Source organism: Aeromonas sp. 603607, assembly GCF_049171595.1.
In the GTDB taxonomy this organism is placed as follows: Bacteria; Pseudomonadota; Gammaproteobacteria; order Enterobacterales; family Aeromonadaceae; genus Aeromonas; species Aeromonas veronii.
The window spans coordinates 595738-613032 of the sequence record NZ_JAAKOV010000001.1 but is presented as its reverse complement, the minus strand read 5'-3'; the positions used below and the strand labels follow the sequence as shown (position 1 = coordinate 613032).

At 58.6% G+C, this 17295-nt stretch carries 19 protein-coding genes; 16 read left to right on the top strand and 3 right to left on the bottom strand.

What is annotated here, in order from left to right:
• Positions 1-72: 72 nt before the first annotated feature.
• Both G5315_RS02610 and ubiU read right to left on the bottom strand, forming a co-directional pair.
• Entirely contained in the window at positions 73-945 is an 873-nt protein-coding gene (locus G5315_RS02610) for a U32 family peptidase (protein ID WP_421332329.1), read from the bottom strand.
• An 11-nt stretch (positions 946-956) separates the two neighbouring features.
• Positions 957-1952: a ubiquinone anaerobic biosynthesis protein UbiU gene (gene ubiU / locus G5315_RS02605; RefSeq protein WP_421262768.1), complete on the bottom strand. Its 996-nt coding sequence runs from the start codon at positions 1950-1952 to the stop codon at positions 957-959.
• 189 nt (positions 1953-2141) lie between these two features.
• Here ubiU and ubiT point away from each other — a divergent pair, with 189 nt between their 5' ends.
• Positions 2142-2675 (top strand): ubiquinone anaerobic biosynthesis accessory factor UbiT, encoded by a 534-nt coding sequence (gene ubiT / locus G5315_RS02600; RefSeq protein ID WP_101530750.1) that lies wholly within the window; start codon positions 2142-2144, stop codon positions 2673-2675.
• Here the strand turns inward: ubiT and G5315_RS02595 are convergent.
• The gene (locus G5315_RS02595) at positions 2628-3044 is read right to left on the bottom strand and encodes a hypothetical protein (RefSeq protein ID WP_139474391.1); all 417 of its coding nucleotides are present in this window, start codon (positions 3042-3044) and stop codon (positions 2628-2630) included. The genes ubiT and G5315_RS02595 overlap by 48 nt on opposite strands.
• A gap of 188 nt (positions 3045-3232) precedes the next feature.
• On the opposite strand from G5315_RS02595, the gene trmJ reads away from it, so the two are divergent.
• From trmJ to ispG, 15 genes are all read left to right on the top strand, one after another.
• Positions 3233-3955, top strand: a complete 723-nt coding sequence (gene trmJ / locus G5315_RS02590; RefSeq protein WP_005359790.1) for a tRNA (cytosine(32)/uridine(32)-2'-O)-methyltransferase TrmJ — start codon at positions 3233-3235, stop codon at positions 3953-3955.
• Positions 3956-4047: 92 nt separating this feature from the next.
• The gene (iscR, locus tag G5315_RS02585; protein WP_026035025.1) at positions 4048-4551 is read left to right on the top strand and encodes a Fe-S cluster assembly transcriptional regulator IscR; all 504 of its coding nucleotides are present in this window, start codon (positions 4048-4050) and stop codon (positions 4549-4551) included.
• Between the two features lie 53 nt (positions 4552-4604).
• Entirely contained in the window at positions 4605-5819 is a 1215-nt protein-coding gene (locus G5315_RS02580; RefSeq protein WP_013723838.1) for an IscS subfamily cysteine desulfurase, read from the top strand.
• 41 nt (positions 5820-5860) lie between these two features.
• A complete protein-coding gene (gene iscU / locus G5315_RS02575; RefSeq protein ID WP_005333813.1) occupies positions 5861-6244 on the top strand; it encodes a Fe-S cluster assembly scaffold IscU in 384 nt (127 codons plus the stop codon).
• Between the two features lie 15 nt (positions 6245-6259).
• A complete protein-coding gene (iscA, locus tag G5315_RS02570; RefSeq protein WP_043823953.1) occupies positions 6260-6583 on the top strand; it encodes an iron-sulfur cluster assembly protein IscA in 324 nt (107 codons plus the stop codon).
• A 236-nt stretch (positions 6584-6819) separates the two neighbouring features.
• On the top strand, positions 6820-7338 hold the full coding sequence (gene hscB / locus G5315_RS02565; protein ID WP_421332327.1) for a co-chaperone HscB: 519 nt from the start codon (positions 6820-6822) through the stop codon (positions 7336-7338).
• A gap of 28 nt (positions 7339-7366) precedes the next feature.
• Positions 7367-9214 carry a Fe-S protein assembly chaperone HscA gene (hscA, locus tag G5315_RS02560; protein WP_149153151.1) on the top strand — a complete coding sequence of 616 codons (1848 nt, stop codon included), beginning with the start codon at positions 7367-7369 and terminating at the stop codon, positions 9212-9214.
• Position 9215: 1 nt separating this feature from the next.
• On the top strand, positions 9216-9554 hold the full coding sequence (fdx, locus tag G5315_RS02555; protein WP_005333808.1) for an ISC system 2Fe-2S type ferredoxin: 339 nt from the start codon (positions 9216-9218) through the stop codon (positions 9552-9554).
• A gap of 173 nt (positions 9555-9727) precedes the next feature.
• Entirely contained in the window at positions 9728-11032 is a 1305-nt protein-coding gene (gene pepB, locus G5315_RS02550; protein WP_107684978.1) for an aminopeptidase PepB, read from the top strand.
• Positions 11029-12312, top strand: coding sequence for an aminopeptidase PepB (pepB, locus tag G5315_RS02545; protein ID WP_005359802.1), 1284 nt, complete (start codon positions 11029-11031; stop codon positions 12310-12312). Before pepB (G5315_RS02550) ends, pepB (G5315_RS02545) begins: the two co-directional genes overlap by 4 nt.
• A gap of 267 nt (positions 12313-12579) precedes the next feature.
• Complete coding sequence (ndk, locus tag G5315_RS02540; protein ID WP_005333805.1) at positions 12580-13008, top strand: nucleoside-diphosphate kinase; 429 nt, start codon at positions 12580-12582, stop codon at positions 13006-13008.
• A 167-nt stretch (positions 13009-13175) separates the two neighbouring features.
• The gene (locus G5315_RS02535; protein ID WP_005344856.1) at positions 13176-14279 is read left to right on the top strand and encodes a bifunctional tRNA (adenosine(37)-C2)-methyltransferase TrmG/ribosomal RNA large subunit methyltransferase RlmN; all 1104 of its coding nucleotides are present in this window, start codon (positions 13176-13178) and stop codon (positions 14277-14279) included.
• Positions 14280-14290: 11 nt separating this feature from the next.
• Positions 14291-15082, top strand: coding sequence for a PilW family type IVa pilus biogenesis/stability lipoprotein TapF (gene tapF / locus G5315_RS02530; protein ID WP_085943024.1), 792 nt, complete (start codon positions 14291-14293; stop codon positions 15080-15082).
• The gene (gene rodZ / locus G5315_RS02525; RefSeq protein ID WP_421332324.1) at positions 15072-16040 is read left to right on the top strand and encodes a cytoskeleton protein RodZ; all 969 of its coding nucleotides are present in this window, start codon (positions 15072-15074) and stop codon (positions 16038-16040) included. The genes tapF and rodZ overlap by 11 nt, the downstream gene beginning before the upstream one ends.
• A gap of 10 nt (positions 16041-16050) precedes the next feature.
• A complete protein-coding gene (gene ispG / locus G5315_RS02520; protein ID WP_005333801.1) occupies positions 16051-17166 on the top strand; it encodes a flavodoxin-dependent (E)-4-hydroxy-3-methylbut-2-enyl-diphosphate synthase in 1116 nt (371 codons plus the stop codon).
• Positions 17167-17295: the final 129 nt, after the last annotated feature.

Here is a 17295-nt window from a genome sequence, read left to right as displayed (position 1 = left end):
ACATGAGTGATTAGAAAGGGGGGCCTAATGGCCCCCTTTTGATCGCTATTATCTTATGTTTTGCCCTTGGGCTTATTCCACCAAGCTCATGCCAGGGATCTGGCGCCAGTAGCCGTTGCAGTCGCTTCCTTGCTGCAAGGAGAGGGGAGCCTGGCCCTGCCGGTTGGCTTTGAAGCGGGCCAGCATCTCCAGCGTTTCCATCCCTTGCGGCGAAAGCCTGACCACATCTACCAGACCTTCCATACCAGCCAGCTCGTTACCCAGGTTGTAGCAGTAGCCGGACTGGGTCTGGATCCCGTTGAGATTGAACACCCGCTGCCCCTCGCGGCTGTTGGCCAGTCGTCCGGTGGGGTAGTTGATGCAGGCGAGCTCGCAGTTGTCTTTCGGTTTGTCGAGGGAGCGGGCGGTGAAGCAGCGCGCCGAGTAGGCGAGCGGCAGATGGCCGTAGGCAAACACCTCCACCTCAAATTGGTCGCGCAGGGAGCCCAGATCCTGATTGAGCTGGATCAGCCAGTCACGGGAGAGCTCCACCGGCATGACCCAGCGTTTCATCCCCTGTTTGAGCAACATGCGCAGCACATCGGCGTTATAGGCGTTGATGGCGGGGCCACAGACGAAGGGGATCCCTGCCTCCCAGGCGAGTTGCACTGTACCGAGATCGTTGGCTTCGACCATCAGGTCGCCATTGTCGACCAGCCGCTTCACCTCCTTGAGTTCGGAGGGAGCGGAGATAAGGGCGAGGGTCGAGAGCACCACCTGCTTGTCGGAGCAGGCCATCTGACGGGCCAGCGCAATCCAGTCATCGACTTTGAGTTCGCGTCGCTTGCTGCAGACGGTCTCCCCCAGATAGATGATGTCGGCCTGACTGTCGGCAGCGGCATGGTAAAAGGCTTCGGTATCGGCTTTGGGCCAGTAGAAGAGCAGAGGCCCGAGAGAAAATTGCATGGGTGGACTCCTTATTGCCACTGACGATGGTAGGCGCCGAGGGTAGTCTGGCTACCTTCGGAGACGCGGGCGAGCTGGGCATCCCACTCAGCTTTGACCTGATAGGCCTCGGGATTGGCCTGATAGACATCGATGGCTGCACGCCAGACCCGGGTCACTTGCTCCACATAAGCGGGGCTGCGCTGGCGCCCTTCAATCTTGACCGACTGGATCCCGGTCTTGAAGAGCTCGGGCAGGAGACCCAGGGTATTGAGACTGGTGGGCTCTTCCAGCGCGTGGTAGGTCTGGCCATCCACGTCGAAACGCCCCTTGCACAGGGTCGGATAGCCAGCATTTTCGCCTGGGCCGTAGCGGTCGATCAGCACCTCGTTGAGCCGCGACTCGAGACCATTCGGGGTCTCTTCCCAACGGACGAACTTGGCCGGTGAGCAGGCGCCGACGGTGTTGGGACTCTCGCCAGTCATGTAGGAGGAGAGATAGCAGCGCCCCTCGGCCATGATGCAGAGGCTGCCAAAAGCGAATACCTCAAGGCCAACATCGGTCTCGCGGGCCAGCTGCTTGACCTGATGCATGGAGAGCACCCGGGGCAGCACCACCCGTGTGACATTGAATTGCTGCTGATAGAAGCGAATGGCGGCGGCATTGGTGGCGCTGGCCTGCACCGAGACATGGAGTTCCATCTCGGGGTAGTGGCGGCTGGCATATTCCAGCACGGCGAGATCGGCGATGATTAATGCATCGGCGCCGAGGGCCACCCCGCGATCAACCGCCTGTTTCCAACGCGCATCGGCCCCGGGATGGGCAAAGGTATTGATGGCAATATGCAGCTTGCGACCATGTTGATGCACATAATCTACCGCCTTCTCCAGTTTGCTGTCGGTAAAGTTGAGACCGGCAAAGTGGCGGGCATTGGTGTCATCCTTGAAACCGATATAAACGGCATCGGCCCCGTTATCCACGGCGGTTTTCAGTGCCGGCAAACTGCCTGCCGGACAGAGTAATTCCATTGGTACGCTCCGAGAGTGCATATGAAGGGCAAACGAGCCCTGATTGTATGCAGCCATGCACTCCCGCTTTTTGACCTGAGGCAGCTTTGTGTGGCTTTACCCTTCTTGAGGTAACCCTGCACAAGTTTGATTTCCAACAGGATCTTGCCGCTCTCCCTGTGTTTGAATGCGCAAAAAAGGGAGTCTATCGTGTTTCAACAACTGCAACGCCGCCTGGTCGAACAGGCTCCGCGCTTCTTGCGCCATCCCCTCAAGCTGGTTCCGTTCAATCTGCAAAAGCAGCTGATGGAGAGTTTGCTGGCCCGGGTTTTCAAAGAGGCTATCGAAGATGGTGATTTCGAGTTTCTGGCAGACAAGTGGCTGAAAGTCGAAGTCTCTGATCTGGAGTTGTGCTGGTTTATCAGTGAGCAGAATGGCCAGCTGGTGGTGGCTCGCGAGTGTGACAAGGCCGATGTCTGCTTCAGCGGTACTGCCAACGACCTGATCCTCATCGCTGGTCGCAAAGAGGATCCGGACTCGCTCTTTTTCCAGCGTAAGCTGAAGATAGAAGGGGATACCGAACTGGGTCTTGAGGTGAAAAACCTGATGGACAGTCTGGATCTCGATGGCTTGCCAAGCCTGATGAAGTATCCCCTGATGGATCTGGCGACGTTTATCGAACGCGCCCGTACCGCGTCAGCGCAGGCTCCGGTGCAGACGGCGCCGGGCGGGATCCCGTCTTAAGTGGGCAATCACCCCATGGGCATGGCGACGATAATGGTGCCGTGCCCAGAGGCAACGACAGGCCCACAGACAGGGCACCAAGGCGATGAGTGCTGCAGGGGCGGGCAGCTGTGACATGGCCAGCCCCGCAGCCAGCCAGATAAAGGGTTGCGCTTCATACAGCCACTCCGGCTGTAGCCAGCGTTTGCTCGGAAAGATAATCAGATCGGTACGCCGGTAGCTGGAGCGCATCATCCAGGTCACCGCTCCGGCGATAAACAGCAAGGCGCCTGCAAACCAGAGCAGGGGCTGTTCACTCAACGTAATAATGGCAATGGCTGCCAGCAGGTAGAGGCTGGGCAATCTCTCATAGATAAAGGGAGGAAGCATGGCGTGGTGTCTCCTGTGCCGTTTATCGGATATCCATCAAGTTTAGTCCCCCCCCTCTCACTTCCCTCATGCTGGTTTGTTATACAAACGGGTGGTTTTGTTCTGAAATGGCTCGGCTTTTACGGTGCCAACATCGTGTTCTCTTATGTTACAATTGCGCGCCATTTTTGACTGAAGATTGACTGGGCATGTTGGATCAGATTCGTATCGTTTTGGTAAACACCTCTCATACCGGCAACATGGGGTCTGCGGCACGCGCCATGAAGACCATGGGGTTGACCCAGCTGGTATTGGTTGATCCGCAAGCCTTGCCGGATGACAATGCCTTCGCCCTGGCGGCTGGTGCCAGCGATGTGCTTGCCAATGCCCGTATCGTCCCGACTCTGGACGACGCGATCGCCGATTGTGGTTTGGTGATTGGCACCAGCGCCCGCTCGCGAACCCTGAGCTGGCCCATGCTCGATCCCCGTGAGGCCGGCGAAAAGTCGGTAGTCGAGGGGATGCAGCACCCGGTCGCGCTGGTGTTTGGCCGTGAACGCACTGGTCTCACCAACGACGAATTGCAAAAGTGCCACTACCACGTGGCCATTCCGGCCAATCCTGATTACAGCTCCCTCAATCTGGCCATGGCGGTGCAGACTCTCTGCTACGAAGTGCGGATGCGCTGGCTGCAGGGGCAGGCCGCCGAGCCTGAAGATGAAATGGCCTATCCGAGTGCCGCCCAGCTGGAAGGGTTTTATCAGCACCTGGAACAAACCCTGATGAAGACCGGTTTTATTGCCGATGACCATCCGGGTCATGTGATGAGCAAGCTGCGTCGCCTGTTCAATCGGGCTCGGCCGGAAGCGGCGGAGCTCAACATTCTGCGCGGTATTCTGACCTCGGTGCAGAAAGCGCGCGTACCGGATTAATCCGACTGATTTACTCAACCATATACTTGACTGTTTTTGTCGGGTATGTGACCATGTGCCCCATTAAATTGCTTCGCAAGACGGTAAGGCACATGAGACTGACTTCAAAAGGACGTTACGCTGTAACCGCCATGCTCGACGTGGCGCTGCATGCAGAGCAGGGGCCCGTCCCCCTTGCCGATATTTCCGAGCGCCAGGGCATCTCGTTGTCCTATCTCGAGCAGCTCTTTGCCCGCCTGCGTAAACATGGTCTGGTGAGCAGCGTGCGTGGCCCGGGTGGTGGTTATCGCCTCGGGTTGGCCCCAGGCGAGATTTCGGTTGGTCAGGTGATCACCGCGGTCGATGAGTCGGTCGATGCCACCAAGTGCCTCGGCAAGGGCGGCTGCCACGGTGGTACCCAGTGCCTGACGCACTCCCTGTGGCGTGATCTGAGTGAGCGGATCTCCAGCTTCCTCGGGGATATCACCCTGGCCGAGCTGGTACGCCAGGCCGATGTGCGCCGCATTGCCGGCAAGCAAGATGAACAAATGAAGACCGTGTTGTCCCTGGTTGATCGGGCAGAACACGGCGATGTGAGCTTGAAAGTCCAACTATAAACGTGCTTTCCACAGCGGGACTCTGTATGACCCGGACTGTGACGGAGAAAAACATGAAACTGCCTATTTACCTTGATTATTCGGCAACCTGTCCGGTGGACCCGCGTGTCGCAGAAAAAATGATGCAGTGTCTCACCATGGATGGCCTGTTCGGCAATCCGGCTTCCCGTTCTCACCGCTTTGGCTGGCAAGCCGAAGAAGCGGTGGATCTGGCCCGTAATCAAGTGGCAGATCTGATCGGTGCCGATCCCCGCGAGATCGTCTTCACTTCCGGTGCGACCGAATCCAATAACCTGGCCATCAAGGGTGTTGCCCACTTCTATGCCAGCAAGGGCAAGCACATCATCACCTCCAAGACCGAACACAAGGCGGTGCTCGATACCTGTCGCCAGCTGGAGCGTGAAGGGTTCGAGGTGACCTATCTTGAGCCGATGCCAAACGGCCTGTTCACTATCGAGATGATCGAGAATGCCATGCGTGATGACACCATCCTGGTCAGCATCATGCATGTGAACAACGAAATCGGTGTGGTTCAGAACATTGCCGCCATCGGCGAGTTGTGCCGTTCCCGCAAGATCCTGCTGCACGTGGATGCCGTTCAGAGTGTGGGCAAGATCCCGGTAGATGTGGAGGCACTGAAAGTGGATCTGCTCTCCGTCTCTGCGCACAAGGTGTATGGTCCGAAAGGGATCGGTGCACTGTTTGTTCGCCGTAAACCCCGCGTTCGTCTGGAAGCCCAGATGCACGGTGGCGGCCACGAGCGCGGCATGCGTTCCGGTACTCTGCCGACCCACCAGATCGTCGGGATGGGCGAAGCTTTCCGCATCGCCAAAGAAGAGATGGTGAGTGAAGGCGAGCGCATCTTGGCTCTGCGCCAGCGTCTGTGGAATGGCATCAAGGATATTGAAGCCGTCTACATCAATGGCGATCTGGAGCAACGTGTTCCGGGCAACCTCAACGTCAGCTTTGCCTATGTGGAAGGGGAATCCCTCATCATGGCGCTGAAAGATTTGGCGGTCTCTTCCGGTTCGGCCTGTACCTCCGCCAGCCTGGAACCCTCCTATGTGCTGCGCGCACTGGGTCTGAACGACGAGCTGGCACACAGCTCCATCCGTTTCAGCATGGGTCGCTTCACCACCGAGGAAGAGATTGACTACGCGGTCAAGCTTATTCGTGACTCCATCGGTCGTCTGCGCGAGATGTCCCCACTGTGGGAGATGTACAAAGACGGCGTCGATCTGAACACGGTCGAATGGGCTCATCACTGATCCACCGGGTCAGTGAGCAACAGAATTAGCAGGAGTGAGATATGGCTTACAGTGAAAAAGTAATCGACCACTACGAGAATCCTCGCAACGTCGGTGGTTTCGACAAGAATGATCCCAGCGTTGCAACCGGCATGGTCGGTGCGCCCGCCTGTGGTGACGTGATGAAGCTGCAATTGAAGATCAGCGACGAAGGCATCATCGAAGATGCCAAGTTCAAGACCTACGGTTGCGGTTCTGCCATCGCCTCCAGCTCCTTGGTGACCGAATGGGTCAAGGGCAAGACCCTGGACGAAGCGGCTGGCATCAAGAACACCGATATCGCTGAAGAGCTGGCCCTGCCACCGGTGAAGATCCACTGCTCCATTCTGGCTGAGGACGCCATCAAGGCCGCCATCGCCGATTACAAGCAGAAGAAAGGTCTCTAAGCGCCGGAGAGCAGTATGGCTATTACCATGACAGATGCCGCCGCGGCACGGGTTTCCTCTTTTCTGGCTAACCGGGGCAAGGGCATTGGCCTGCGCCTCGGCGTCAAAACCACAGGCTGCTCCGGTCTGGCCTACGTGCTTGAGTTCGTTGATGAACTGACCGATGAGGATAAGGTGTTCGAGCAGCAGGGCGTCAAGATCATTGTTGATGCCAAGAGCCTGATCCATCTGGATGGCACCGAGCTGGATTTCGTCAAGGAGGGCCTCAACGAGGGCTTCCAGTTCAATAATCCCAACGCCAAAGGCGAGTGTGGTTGCGGCGAAAGCTTCAGTGTCTGAGATGTTTGACGTGAATGATCTTTCGTCTGTTGTTGAACGGGTCAGATATGTTTAGTTCAACAATACCTTCTCATGCGCCAAAGGCGAGTGTGGTTGCGGCGAAAGCTTCAGTGTCTGAGTTTTTTGACGTCAATGATCCTTCGTCTGTGGTTGAGCGGGTCGCACATGACCCGTTCAACCACATCTCATTTGCCAGGGGCGAGTGAGGTAGTGGCGAACGTTTCCAAGAGGTTTGCATGAATCATTTCGAGCTGTTTGGGCTGGTTGAAGGCTTCGAGCTCGATACCCGTCAGTTGGCTGATACCTACCGCCAGCTGCAAACCCAATTCCATCCTGATCGTTTTGCCACCTCCCCCGAACGGGAGCAGCTGGCTGCGGTGCAACGTGCCGCCCAGATCAACGAAGCATTCACCACCCTCAAGGCGCCGCTGCGCCGTGCAGAATATCTGCTCTCCCTGCGTGGCACTGATATCCGTGGTGAACAGCAGACCCTGCAAGATAGCGCGTTTCTGATGCAGCAGCTGGAGTGGCGCGAGCGTCTGGCCGATCTGAAAGATGACGCCGACCCTGAGCGCGCCATCAAGGATTTTCGCAGCGAGATCAGGCATGATCACCAGATGTTGATGCAGCAGCTGACCGAGTCTCTTGCCGCCGGCAGAGATCTCGTTGCCGCTGATTGCGTTCGCAAACTCAAGTTTGTCGACAAGCTCCTCGAAGAGCTGGAACGATTCGAAGACTCGCTTCTCGAGTCTTGATCCTTTAACGCTGGAAGTTTCATTACCCATGGCATTACTGCAAATCGCCGAACCCGGCCAGAGCGCTGTTCCTCATCAGCACAAACGTGCCGTCGGCATCGATCTCGGCACCACCAACTCTCTCGTCGCTGCGGTTCGCAGTGGTCACGCCGATACCCTTTGCGATGAGCAAGGGCGCGACCTGCTTCCGTCAGTGGTGCACTATCAGAGCGACACCATTCGGGTCGGGATTGATGCCAAGCGCGAAGCGGCGCTCGATCCTCACAACACCATCGTCTCGGTCAAACGGATGATGGGCAAGGCGCTGGCCGATATCGATACCCGCCAGCAACCTTACCAGTTTGTTGCCGCCGACAATGGCATGCCGCAACTGCAAACCCGTCAGGGGCTGGTCAATCCGGTGCAGGTCTCGGCCGAAATTCTCAAAAAGCTGGCCGAGCGTGGCGCCCAGACTCTCGGGGGCGATCTCGATGGCGTGGTCATTACCGTGCCCGCCTATTTCGATGATGCCCAGCGTCAGGGCACCAAGGACGCGGCCCGTCTGGCCGGTCTGCACGTGCTGCGCCTGCTCAACGAGCCGACTGCGGCCGCGATTGCCTATGGCCTCGACTCCGGTCAGGAAGGGGTGATCGCGGTTTACGATCTGGGGGGCGGCACCTTCGATATCTCCATCCTGCGTCTGCACCGCGGTGTATTTGAAGTGATGGCGACCGGCGGCGATTCCGCTCTCGGCGGCGATGACTTCGATCACCTGCTGGCAGACTGGATCAAGGAGCAGGCGGGCCTCTCCGGTGAGCTGGATGCCCATCTGCAGCGCGAATTGCTGGATGTGGCCGCGGCCGTCAAGCACGGCCTCACCGATACCGACAGCGTTCCCTGCACCTTTGCCGGCTGGCAGGGTTCAGTGAGCCGCAGCCAGTTTGATGAACTCATCACCCCGCTGGTGAAACGGACCTTGCTGGCCTGTCGCCGCGCCCTGCGCGATGCGGGCCTTGAGCAGGTGGAAGTGCTGGAAGTGGTGATGGTCGGTGGCTCCACCCGGGTGCCGTTGGTGCGTGAACTGGTGGGCGAGTTCTTCCAGCGTACGCCGCTGACCAGCATCGATCCGGATAAAGTGGTCGCCATCGGCGCCGCCATCCAGGCCGATATTCTGGTGGGTAACAAGCCCGATGCCGAGATGCTGCTGCTGGACGTTATCCCCTTGTCGCTGGGTCTGGAGACCATGGGTGGCCTCGCCGAGAAGGTGATCCCGCGCAACACCACCATCCCGGTTGCCCGCGCCCAGGAGTTCACCACCTTCAAGGATGGTCAGACCGCCATGGCCATTCACGTGGTACAGGGTGAACGCGAGTTGGTGGCCGATTGCCGCTCCCTGGCCCGCTTTACCCTGACCGGTATTCCGCCGATGGCAGCCGGCGCCGCCCATATTCGCGTCACTTTCCAGGTGGATGCGGATGGTCTGCTCTCGGTCAGCGCCATGGAGAAATCCTCCGGCGTGCAGGCCGAGATCCAGGTCAAGCCCTCTTACGGGCTGGCGGAGCAGGATATCCTCAACATGCTGAGTGCCTCCATCGAGAATGCCCAGCAGGATATGGATGCCCGCATGCTGGCCGAGCAGCAGGTTGAAGCCGACCGGGTGGTCGAGAGTCTCAATGCGGCGCTGGCCGCCGATGGCGATGCCCTGCTGAACGCAGCCGAGCGTGCCGAGATTGATGCCGCCATCGCCCATCTGCTGACCATGCGCAACAGCGGCGCAACCCATCAAATCAAAGAAGCCATTGAGGCAGCTGATGCTGTCAGTGGCGAGTTTGCAGCCCGCCGGATGGACGCCTCCATCCGCAAGGTGCTGACCGGACAAAACGTCAACAAGGTGTAATATGCCAAAACTGATCATTCTTCCTCATCCCGTACTCTGTCCGGATGGCGCCGCCCTCGAGGGGCAAAGCGGCGAGACCATTCTGGATGTGGCGCTGCGCAACGGTATCGAAATCGAGCACGCCTGCGAGAAATCCTGTGCCTGCACCACCTGCCACTGCGTGGTGCGCGAGGGCTTTGACTCGCTCGAGCCAAGTGACGAGCTGGAAGACGACATGCTGGACAAAGCGTGGGGGCTGGAGCCGGAATCCCGTCTCAGCTGCCAGGCAAAACTGGCGGACGAGGATCTGGTGGTGGAACTGCCCAAGTACACCCTGAACCTTGCCTCTGAACGCCATTAATTACACATGAGTGAATTGCACGTGCAGCATCCTGTGGTGCTTCAGTGATATGGTGGAAGGCCGTGACCCTCGTGGGCACGGCCTTTTTTGTATTCGTTATTCTCTCTTTGCCAATAAGCTCTTTCCCATAAAGAGTGCTTATACATAGTGCCAGTAAAAAGGAAGCAAACACGATGGCTGACATGATGAAGGTAGCCTTATCCACCCAGGCTGCGGCCGCCTATTGGGGCGAGGGCGCCCAGCTCAGTTTCAATGGCGACGAGGCACTGATCCATCTTGGTGCCGCCGGTCAGGAGAAGGATGTTCTGCGCACCGTTCAGCGCGCCGCCCGTCGCCTCGAATCGAGCGGGATCAAGCGGGTGACGCTGGTCGGTGAAGGCTGGGATCTGGAGCGTCGCTACGCGTTCGCCCAGGGGTTCTACGCCGCCAAGGGATCGCGTGAACTGGATTTCGGCCAGCAGAGCGACGGGGATGCCCGTGAACTGGATGCGCTGCTCAAGGCGGCTCGCTGGGTACGTGACATCACCAATGGCTGTCCGGAAGAGATCTACCCCATGAGTCTGGCGGAATCGGCCCTGTTGCTCATTCGTGGTCTGGCCGGGGATCAGGTTACAGCTCGCATCACCGCCGGTGAAGCGCTGCGCGAGTCCGGCCATATCGGGATCTGGTCGGTTGGCCGTGGCAGCGAGCGCGAGCCTGTGTTGCTGGAGCTCGACTACAACCCGACCGGTGATCGCAATGCACCCGTGGTGGCGGCGCTGGTGGGCAAGGGGATCACTTTTGATTCCGGTGGCTACTCCATGAAGTCCTCTGACAACATGCTGCCGATGAAGTCCGATATGGGCGGCGCGGCCATGGTGACCGGCGCGCTGGCGCTGGCTATCAGCCGCGGTCTGAACCAGCGGGTGAAGCTCATTCTCTGCTGCGCCGAGAACCTGGTCTCCGGCCACGCCTTCAAGCTAGGCGACATCCTCACCTACAAGAACGGCATCTCGGTCGAGATCCAGAACACCGATGCGGAAGGTCGTCTGGTGCTGGCCGATGGCCTGATGGCGGCCTCCGACAGCGGTGCGGCTTATATCCTTGACGCAGCCACCCTGACTGGCGCCGCCAAGATGGCGCTGGGGCGCGACTACAATGCGGTGTTTGCCCTCGATGAGACCGAACAGCAGCGTGCGCTGGCCGCCGCCAAGGTGGAAAATGAACAGGCGTGGGCGCTGCCGCTGGAGCCCTGGCATGCCAGCCAGCTCACCTCGGCCTTTGCCGATCTGGGCAACGTCGCCTCGGCAGAAGGCACGGCCGGTGCCACCACGGCTGCTGCGTTCCTTTCCCGTTTCGTACGTGATGAGGGTAAGGGTTGGGTGCACCTGGATCTGGCGGCCTCTTATCAGAAATCGGGCAACGATCTCTGGGCGACCGGTGCCAAGGGGCACGGTCTGCGCACCATCGCCCGTTGGCTGCAGGAGGTGACCGCATGAATGTCTGGTTAAGTCGTGAATTTGCACCGGCCGAGTGGGGGGAGGGGGCGCTGCTCTCTCACCGTGCCGACGGCATGGTGATCCATCTGGTGACGGCCAATCCGCTGCTCGATATCCAGCAGGCGGCCCGTCGCCTCTGCCAGCAGGGGATCCAGAAAGTGACCCTGGCTGGTCACTGGGAGCGTGAACAGCAGTGGGCTTTTGCCCAAGGGCTGCAAACCCCCAAGGCGGAGGTGCAACTGCAGTGGGCCATGTCCTCGGAAGAGGACAGAGAGGAGCTGGAAGCGCGTTGGCTCTGCGGCCGCTGGGTGCGCGAGATGACCAATGCCACCCCGGAGCAGTTGGGCCCGCTGGAGCTGGCGGTGGAAGCTGCCTCCTTTATTACCGAGCTGGCGCCGGACAAGGTGAGTCATCGCATTTTGAAAGGCGAAGCGCTGCAACAGGCGGGCTGGGTCGGCCTCTATCAGGTGGGCCGCGGCAGTGCGCGCGAACCGGTATTGCTGGAGCTCGACTTCAACCCGGGGCGTGACCCCAAGGCGCCGGTAGCGGCAGCGCTGGTGGGCAAGGGGATCACCTTTGACTCCGGCGGCTACTCCATGAAGAGCTCCGAGGGGATGCTCACCATGAAGTGCGACATGGGTGGTGCGGCGATTGTCACAGGTGCGCTGGCGCTGGCTATGCTGCGCGGGCTCGACAAGCGGGTGAAGCTGATCCTCTGTTGCGCCGAGAACCTGGTCTCCGGCCACGCCTACAAGCTGGGCGACATCCTCACCTACAAGAACGGCACCACGGTCGAGATTGTGAATACCGATGCCGAGGGGCGGCTGGTGCTGGCCGACGGCCTGCAACTGGCGAGCGAGTCCGGCGCACCGCTGATCATCGATGCCGCGACCCTGACCGGCGCAGCCGTGATGGCGCTGGGTGGGCGCTACAATGCTCTGTTCGGCCTCGACAAAGGGTTGGTAAGCCGCGCAATGACCTATGCCGATGCCGAGCATGAGCCTGCCTGGCCGCTGCCGCTGGAGCCCTGGCACCGCCAGCAGTGCCCCTCCCATTACGCCGACACGGCCAACAGCCGTCCGGTGAAGGGGGGCGGGCCGGGTGGCGCCTCCAACGCGGCGGGTTTTCTCTCCCGTTTCGTTGCCAACGAAGGGATGGGCTGGTTGCATATCGATCTGGCAGCTTGCTTCAGTGACAACGGCGATGCCCTCTGGGCGCCGGGGGCCAATACCCTGGGGATGCGCACCATAGCGCGGGCCTTGCTGGCGGAAGCCAAATAGGCGAGACAAGGCACCTTCGGGTGCCTTTTTCATGCTGTTCGAATTGTGAACAAAAGATGGGGTTTTGGCGGCTTAAGGTAACTATCGTGCGCAAGCGCACATATTTTCCGGCTCTGCTCGGTCAAGATGAGTGTGGATGTTGATTGCAAGGGAGTGATGTTTAATAAAAAGTTGCTTGTTTGTGTGTTTTTCCGGTTTTTGTTTACGTATAATCGCCAGCGAACATGGATTCTAACAATAAAACTCTGTAGTTAAGGAAAGATATCAATGGCCATCGAACGTACCTTCTCTATCGTCAAACCGGATGCTGTCAGCAAGAACCTGATCGGTGCCATCTATAGCCGTTTCGAAAGCGCAGGCTTGAAAGTGGTGGCATCCAAAATGCTGCACATGAGCAGTGAACAGGCTGCCGGTTTCTATGCCGAGCATCAGGGCAAGCCTTTTTATGACAATCTGGTCAGCTTCATGACCTCTGGCCCTGTCATGGTGCAGGTGCTGGAAGGGGAAGACGCCATCCGTCGCAATCGCGAGATCATGGGCGCTACCAACCCAAAAGAGGCGCTGGCTGGTACCTTGCGTGCCTGTTATGCCGAGAGCATCGATCGCAACGCAGTGCATGGCTCCGATGCACCTGCGTCCGCTGCCCGCGAAATTGCCTACTTCTTCTCTGACAACGAGATCTGCCCGCGCGGCTGATTTTTGTGGATGATGACCCAAGGGAGCCTCGGCTCCCTTTGTTGTTTTCGCCGTTTACGCAATATCCCTCTATTCTCCAGGTGGAAAGCCAGACCCATTATTTGTACAATGCCGCCCCCTGACGTCGTCAGCCAATAATTGATGAAGTGTTTGAACTGAGGCCATTGATGAGCGAAACAAAAATCAACCTGCTGGATCTTGATCGGGATGCCATGCGTGCCTTTTTCGTCGAACTGGGCGAGAAGCCATTCCGGGCAGATCAGGTCATGAAGTGGATCTATCACTTTGGGTGTGATGATTTCGATCAGATGACCAACGTCAACAAGGTGCTCAAAGAGCGCCTCAAGGCGATCGCCGAGATCAAGGCGCCCGAGATCAGCCGCGAGCAGCGCTCTGCCGATGGCACCATCAAGTGGGCTCTGCAGGTGGGCGATCAGGAGGTAGAGACCGTCTACATCCCGGAAGATGACCGCGCGACCCTCTGCGTCTCCTCTCAAGTTGGCTGTGCGCTGGAGTGCAAGTTCTGCTCCACGGCTCAACAAGGCTTCAACCGCAATCTGAAAGTCTCCGAGATCATCGGTCAGGTGTGGCGTGCGGCCCGCGTGGTCGGTGGCAAGCGTCCCATCACCAACGTGGTGATGATGGGGATGGGCGAGCCGCTGCTCAACCTCGCCAACGTGGTGCCCGCCATGCGTCTGATGATGGATGACTACGGCTTTGGCATCTCCAAGCGCCGGGTGACCATCTCCACCTCTGGCGTGGTACCTGCGCTGGACAAGCTGGGTGACCAGATCGACGTGGCGCTGGCTATCTCCCTGCACGCCCCGAACGACAAGTTGCGTTCAGAGATCATGCCGATCAACGACAAGTACAACATCGAGGAGTTCCTCGCCGGTGTCCGTCGTTACCTGGCCAAATCCAATGCCAACGGTGGTCGGGTGACCGTCGAATATGTGCTGCTCGATCATATCAATGACGATATGCAGCATGCTCACGAGCTGGCCAAGGTGCTCAAGGATACCCCGAGCAAGATCAACCTGATCCCGTTCAACCCCTTCCCGGGCAACCCTTATGGCAAGCCGAGCAATAGCCGTATCGATCGCTTCTCCAAGGTGCTGATGGAGTACGGTTTCACCGTGATTGTCCGCAAGACCCGTGGTGATGACATTGATGCCGCCTGTGGTCAGCTGGTGGGTGACGTGATTGACCGTACCAAGCGAACTATCAAAAATCGGATGCAACAGGATGGGATTTCCGTCAAAATGGTTTAAATGCTAAGCCATTGTATAGACAGGGAATGGATACACGTACATTGATCGTAGTGGCAGCGCTCTGCGCGCTGCCAGGCTGTGTGACCGAGACCACTTACGCTGGCCAGAACTCGACCCAGCGTGAAGTGGGTCCTGACCTCAAGGCGGCTGCCCAAACCCGCCTCGACCTGGGTATCCAGTACCTGCGTCAGGGCAATGCCGAGCAGGCCAAGTTCAATCTTGACCGTGCCCTCCAGTATGACCCCTCCAACCCCCAGATCCAGATCGGTTTTGCCTACTTTTACCAGAAGGTAGGAGATTTCAAGGCAGCCGAGACCCATTACAAGAACGCCCTTGCCATGGATCCGTCCAATGCTGACGCAATGAACAACTATGGTGCCTTCCTCTGTGATCGCGGCAGGTATGCCGAGGCAGATCAGGCGTTCAACCAGGCTGTTATTCAGCCAGGCTACGTAAAAATTGCCGATACCTATGAAAATGCGGCACTTTGTGCGCTGCAAAATCGCAGAAATGATAAAGCAGGCGAGTACTATCGCCTGGCCTTGGGGTATAATCCCCGCAATCCAGGGTTATTGCTGGACTTGGCCGAGCTTTCCATGAAAGATGGCAAGCTGCCTGATGTGCAGTCCTACCTCGCCCGTTTTGCCGATGTGTCAGACGAGAACGAGGAGAGTCTCTGGTTGAGACTTCGGCTGGCACAGGCGATGGACAAGCCGGCATTACTTCACCAATTCGGGACTGAGCTGGTAAGGCAATATCCCACTTCGCAACAAGCCAAGCGTTATTTAGCCAATGACTATTGAACAGCAACACGATTTTCAAGACGACTCCCAGGCAGTAGGCCCAGGCCAATTGCTGCGCAACGCCCGTGAACAGCTTGGCTGGACACGAGAACAGGTTGCGTCCCGCATTCACCTTCGTCTGACCCTGATCGCCGCTATCGAATCGGATACCTACGACAAGCACACCTCCCATACCTTTATTCGGGGCTATCTGCGTACCTATGCCAAGCTGGTCGGGATCCCCGACGAGACCATTCTGGCCGCTTACGACAAGTTGGGTCTGACTCCTCCCGACAATATCGACATGCAGAGCTTCTCCCGTCGCTCCCGCCAGCAAGCCAACGACAGTCGGCTCAAGGTGGTGACCTGGCTGGTGATCCTGGTGTTGATTGCGCTCTCGGTCGCCTGGTGGTGGCAGAGTACTTCCCGTCGCTCCGCCGGTGATGAAGCGCTGGCAGCCACCGAGATGAGTGCAACCAGTTCGACTCCGGCTGAACCTGCTATCACGCCGCCCGATGCGATCAACACCGCCCCGGTGGAAGGCGCAGCCATCGCACCGGCCGCAACTGACATGACTGCCCCTGCGGTGGTTTCCGATGCGACGGCTACCTTGGCGCCTGCTTCTGCGGCTGTGGCCCCGAGCGATGTCAGTGCGGCTGTCGGCACTGCGACTGATGCTGCGGTATCCGGTGCCAATGGCACCGAATCTGAAGAGGCTGTCGTTGATCCGGCGACTGCGCCGCAACTGAAGATGAGCTTCACCGCCGATTGCTGGCTGGATGTGAAGGATGCCAACGGCAAGACCCTGTTCAGTGGTCTGAAGAAGGCCAACGACGAGCTGGTGCTGGAAGGCGCCGAGCCCCTGAAGTTCATCATTGGCGCGCCCATGGCCGTCAAGCTTGACTACAAGGGGCAGTCGTTTGATATGAGCCGTTACAACAACGGTCGTACAGCCCGCTTCTCACTGCCGCAGGAGTAATCTGTTTCCCATGTCTTCTCACGAATCTCCCATCATTCGTCGTAAATCCAGACAGATCATGGTTGGTAATGTACCGGTTGGGGGCGATGCCCCCATTACCGTGCAGACCATGACCAACACCAAGACCACAGATGTCGCCGCCACCATCGAGCAGATCCAGCGGATCGAGCGGGTCGGTGCCGATATCGTCCGTGTCTCCGTGCCCACCATGGAAGCGGCGGAAGCCTTCCGGCTCATCAAACAGCAAACCCGCATCCCCATCGTTGCCGATATCCACTTCGACTATCGCATCGCCCTGAAAGTGGCCGAGTACGGTGCCGACTGCCTGCGTATCAACCCGGGCAACATCGGCAACGAGCAGCGGGTGCGCTCGGTGGTCGATTGTGCACGCGACCTCAATATCCCGATCCGTATCGGGGTCAATGGCGGGTCGCTGGAGAAAGATATCCAGGAGAAGTACGGCGAGCCGACCCCGGAGGCGCTGGTGGAGTCCGCCATGCGCCACGTGGACTATCTCGATCGCCTCGATTTCCAGGATTTCAAGGTGAGCGTCAAGGCCTCCGATGTGTTCCTGGCAGTCGGTGCCTATCGCCTGCTGGCCAAGCAGATTGAACAGCCGCTGCACCTTGGCATCACCGAAGCGGGCGGTTTCCGTGCCGGCGCGGTGAAGTCTGCCATTGGTCTGGGTATGTTGCTCACCGATGGCATCGGCGATACCCTGCGTATCTCGCTGGCGGCGGATCCGGTGGAGGAGGTAAAGGTCGGTTTCGATATCCTCAAATCCCTGCGTATTCGCTCCCGTGGCATCAACTTTATCGCTTGCCCATCCTGCTCACGGCAGGAGTTCGATGTGATCGCTACCGTCAATGCACTGGAAGAGCGGCTCGAAGACATCATCACCCCGATGGATGTTTCCATCATCGGCTGTGTGGTGAATGGCCCGGGCGAAGCGCTGGTCTCCGACCTTGGTCTGGCGGGTGCCGCCAACAAGAGTGCCTTCTATGAAGGGGGCCAGCGGGTCGATCGGCTCGACAACAAGGATCTCATTCCAACTCTGGAGCGCCGCATTCGCGCCCGCGCCGCCATGCTGGATCCCGCTAACCGGATCCCGATGGACAAGGAGTGAGCGAAACAGGGCCACATTGGGTGGCCCTGTTTCCAGGTGACTGATTTTAAATCCCGCATCCGGATTCCCTGATTTTACCTTGGGGGGGAAAATCCCTATAATGCGGCCAAATTTTACCTCTTTTTCTCG

Excerpts from the sequence above, each read along its gene's own strand:
- G5315_RS02610 (WP_421332329.1), bottom strand. The coding sequence starts at position 945 with ATGCAATTTTCTCTCGGGCCTCTGCTCTTCTACTGGCCCAAAGCCGAT.
- ubiU (WP_421262768.1), bottom strand. The coding sequence starts at position 1,952 with ATGGAATTACTCTGTCCGGCAGGCAGTTTGCCGGCACTGAAAACCGCC.
- G5315_RS02595 (WP_139474391.1), bottom strand. The coding sequence starts at position 3,044 with ATGCTTCCTCCCTTTATCTATGAGAGATTGCCCAGCCTCTACCTGCTG.
- trmJ (WP_005359790.1), top strand. The coding sequence starts at position 3,233 with ATGTTGGATCAGATTCGTATCGTTTTGGTAAACACCTCTCATACCGGC.
- iscR (WP_026035025.1), top strand. The coding sequence starts at position 4,048 with ATGAGACTGACTTCAAAAGGACGTTACGCTGTAACCGCCATGCTCGAC.
- G5315_RS02580 (WP_013723838.1), top strand. The coding sequence starts at position 4,605 with ATGAAACTGCCTATTTACCTTGATTATTCGGCAACCTGTCCGGTGGAC.
- iscU (WP_005333813.1), top strand. The coding sequence starts at position 5,861 with ATGGCTTACAGTGAAAAAGTAATCGACCACTACGAGAATCCTCGCAAC.
- iscA (WP_043823953.1), top strand. The coding sequence starts at position 6,260 with ATGGCTATTACCATGACAGATGCCGCCGCGGCACGGGTTTCCTCTTTT.
- hscB (WP_421332327.1), top strand. The coding sequence starts at position 6,820 with ATGAATCATTTCGAGCTGTTTGGGCTGGTTGAAGGCTTCGAGCTCGAT.
- hscA (WP_149153151.1), top strand. The coding sequence starts at position 7,367 with ATGGCATTACTGCAAATCGCCGAACCCGGCCAGAGCGCTGTTCCTCAT.
- fdx (WP_005333808.1), top strand. The coding sequence starts at position 9,216 with ATGCCAAAACTGATCATTCTTCCTCATCCCGTACTCTGTCCGGATGGC.
- pepB (WP_107684978.1), top strand. The coding sequence starts at position 9,728 with ATGGCTGACATGATGAAGGTAGCCTTATCCACCCAGGCTGCGGCCGCC.
- pepB (WP_005359802.1), top strand. The coding sequence starts at position 11,029 with ATGAATGTCTGGTTAAGTCGTGAATTTGCACCGGCCGAGTGGGGGGAG.
- ndk (WP_005333805.1), top strand. The coding sequence starts at position 12,580 with ATGGCCATCGAACGTACCTTCTCTATCGTCAAACCGGATGCTGTCAGC.
- G5315_RS02535 (WP_005344856.1), top strand. The coding sequence starts at position 13,176 with ATGAGCGAAACAAAAATCAACCTGCTGGATCTTGATCGGGATGCCATG.
- rodZ (WP_421332324.1), top strand. The coding sequence starts at position 15,072 with ATGACTATTGAACAGCAACACGATTTTCAAGACGACTCCCAGGCAGTA.
- ispG (WP_005333801.1), top strand. The coding sequence starts at position 16,051 with ATGTCTTCTCACGAATCTCCCATCATTCGTCGTAAATCCAGACAGATC.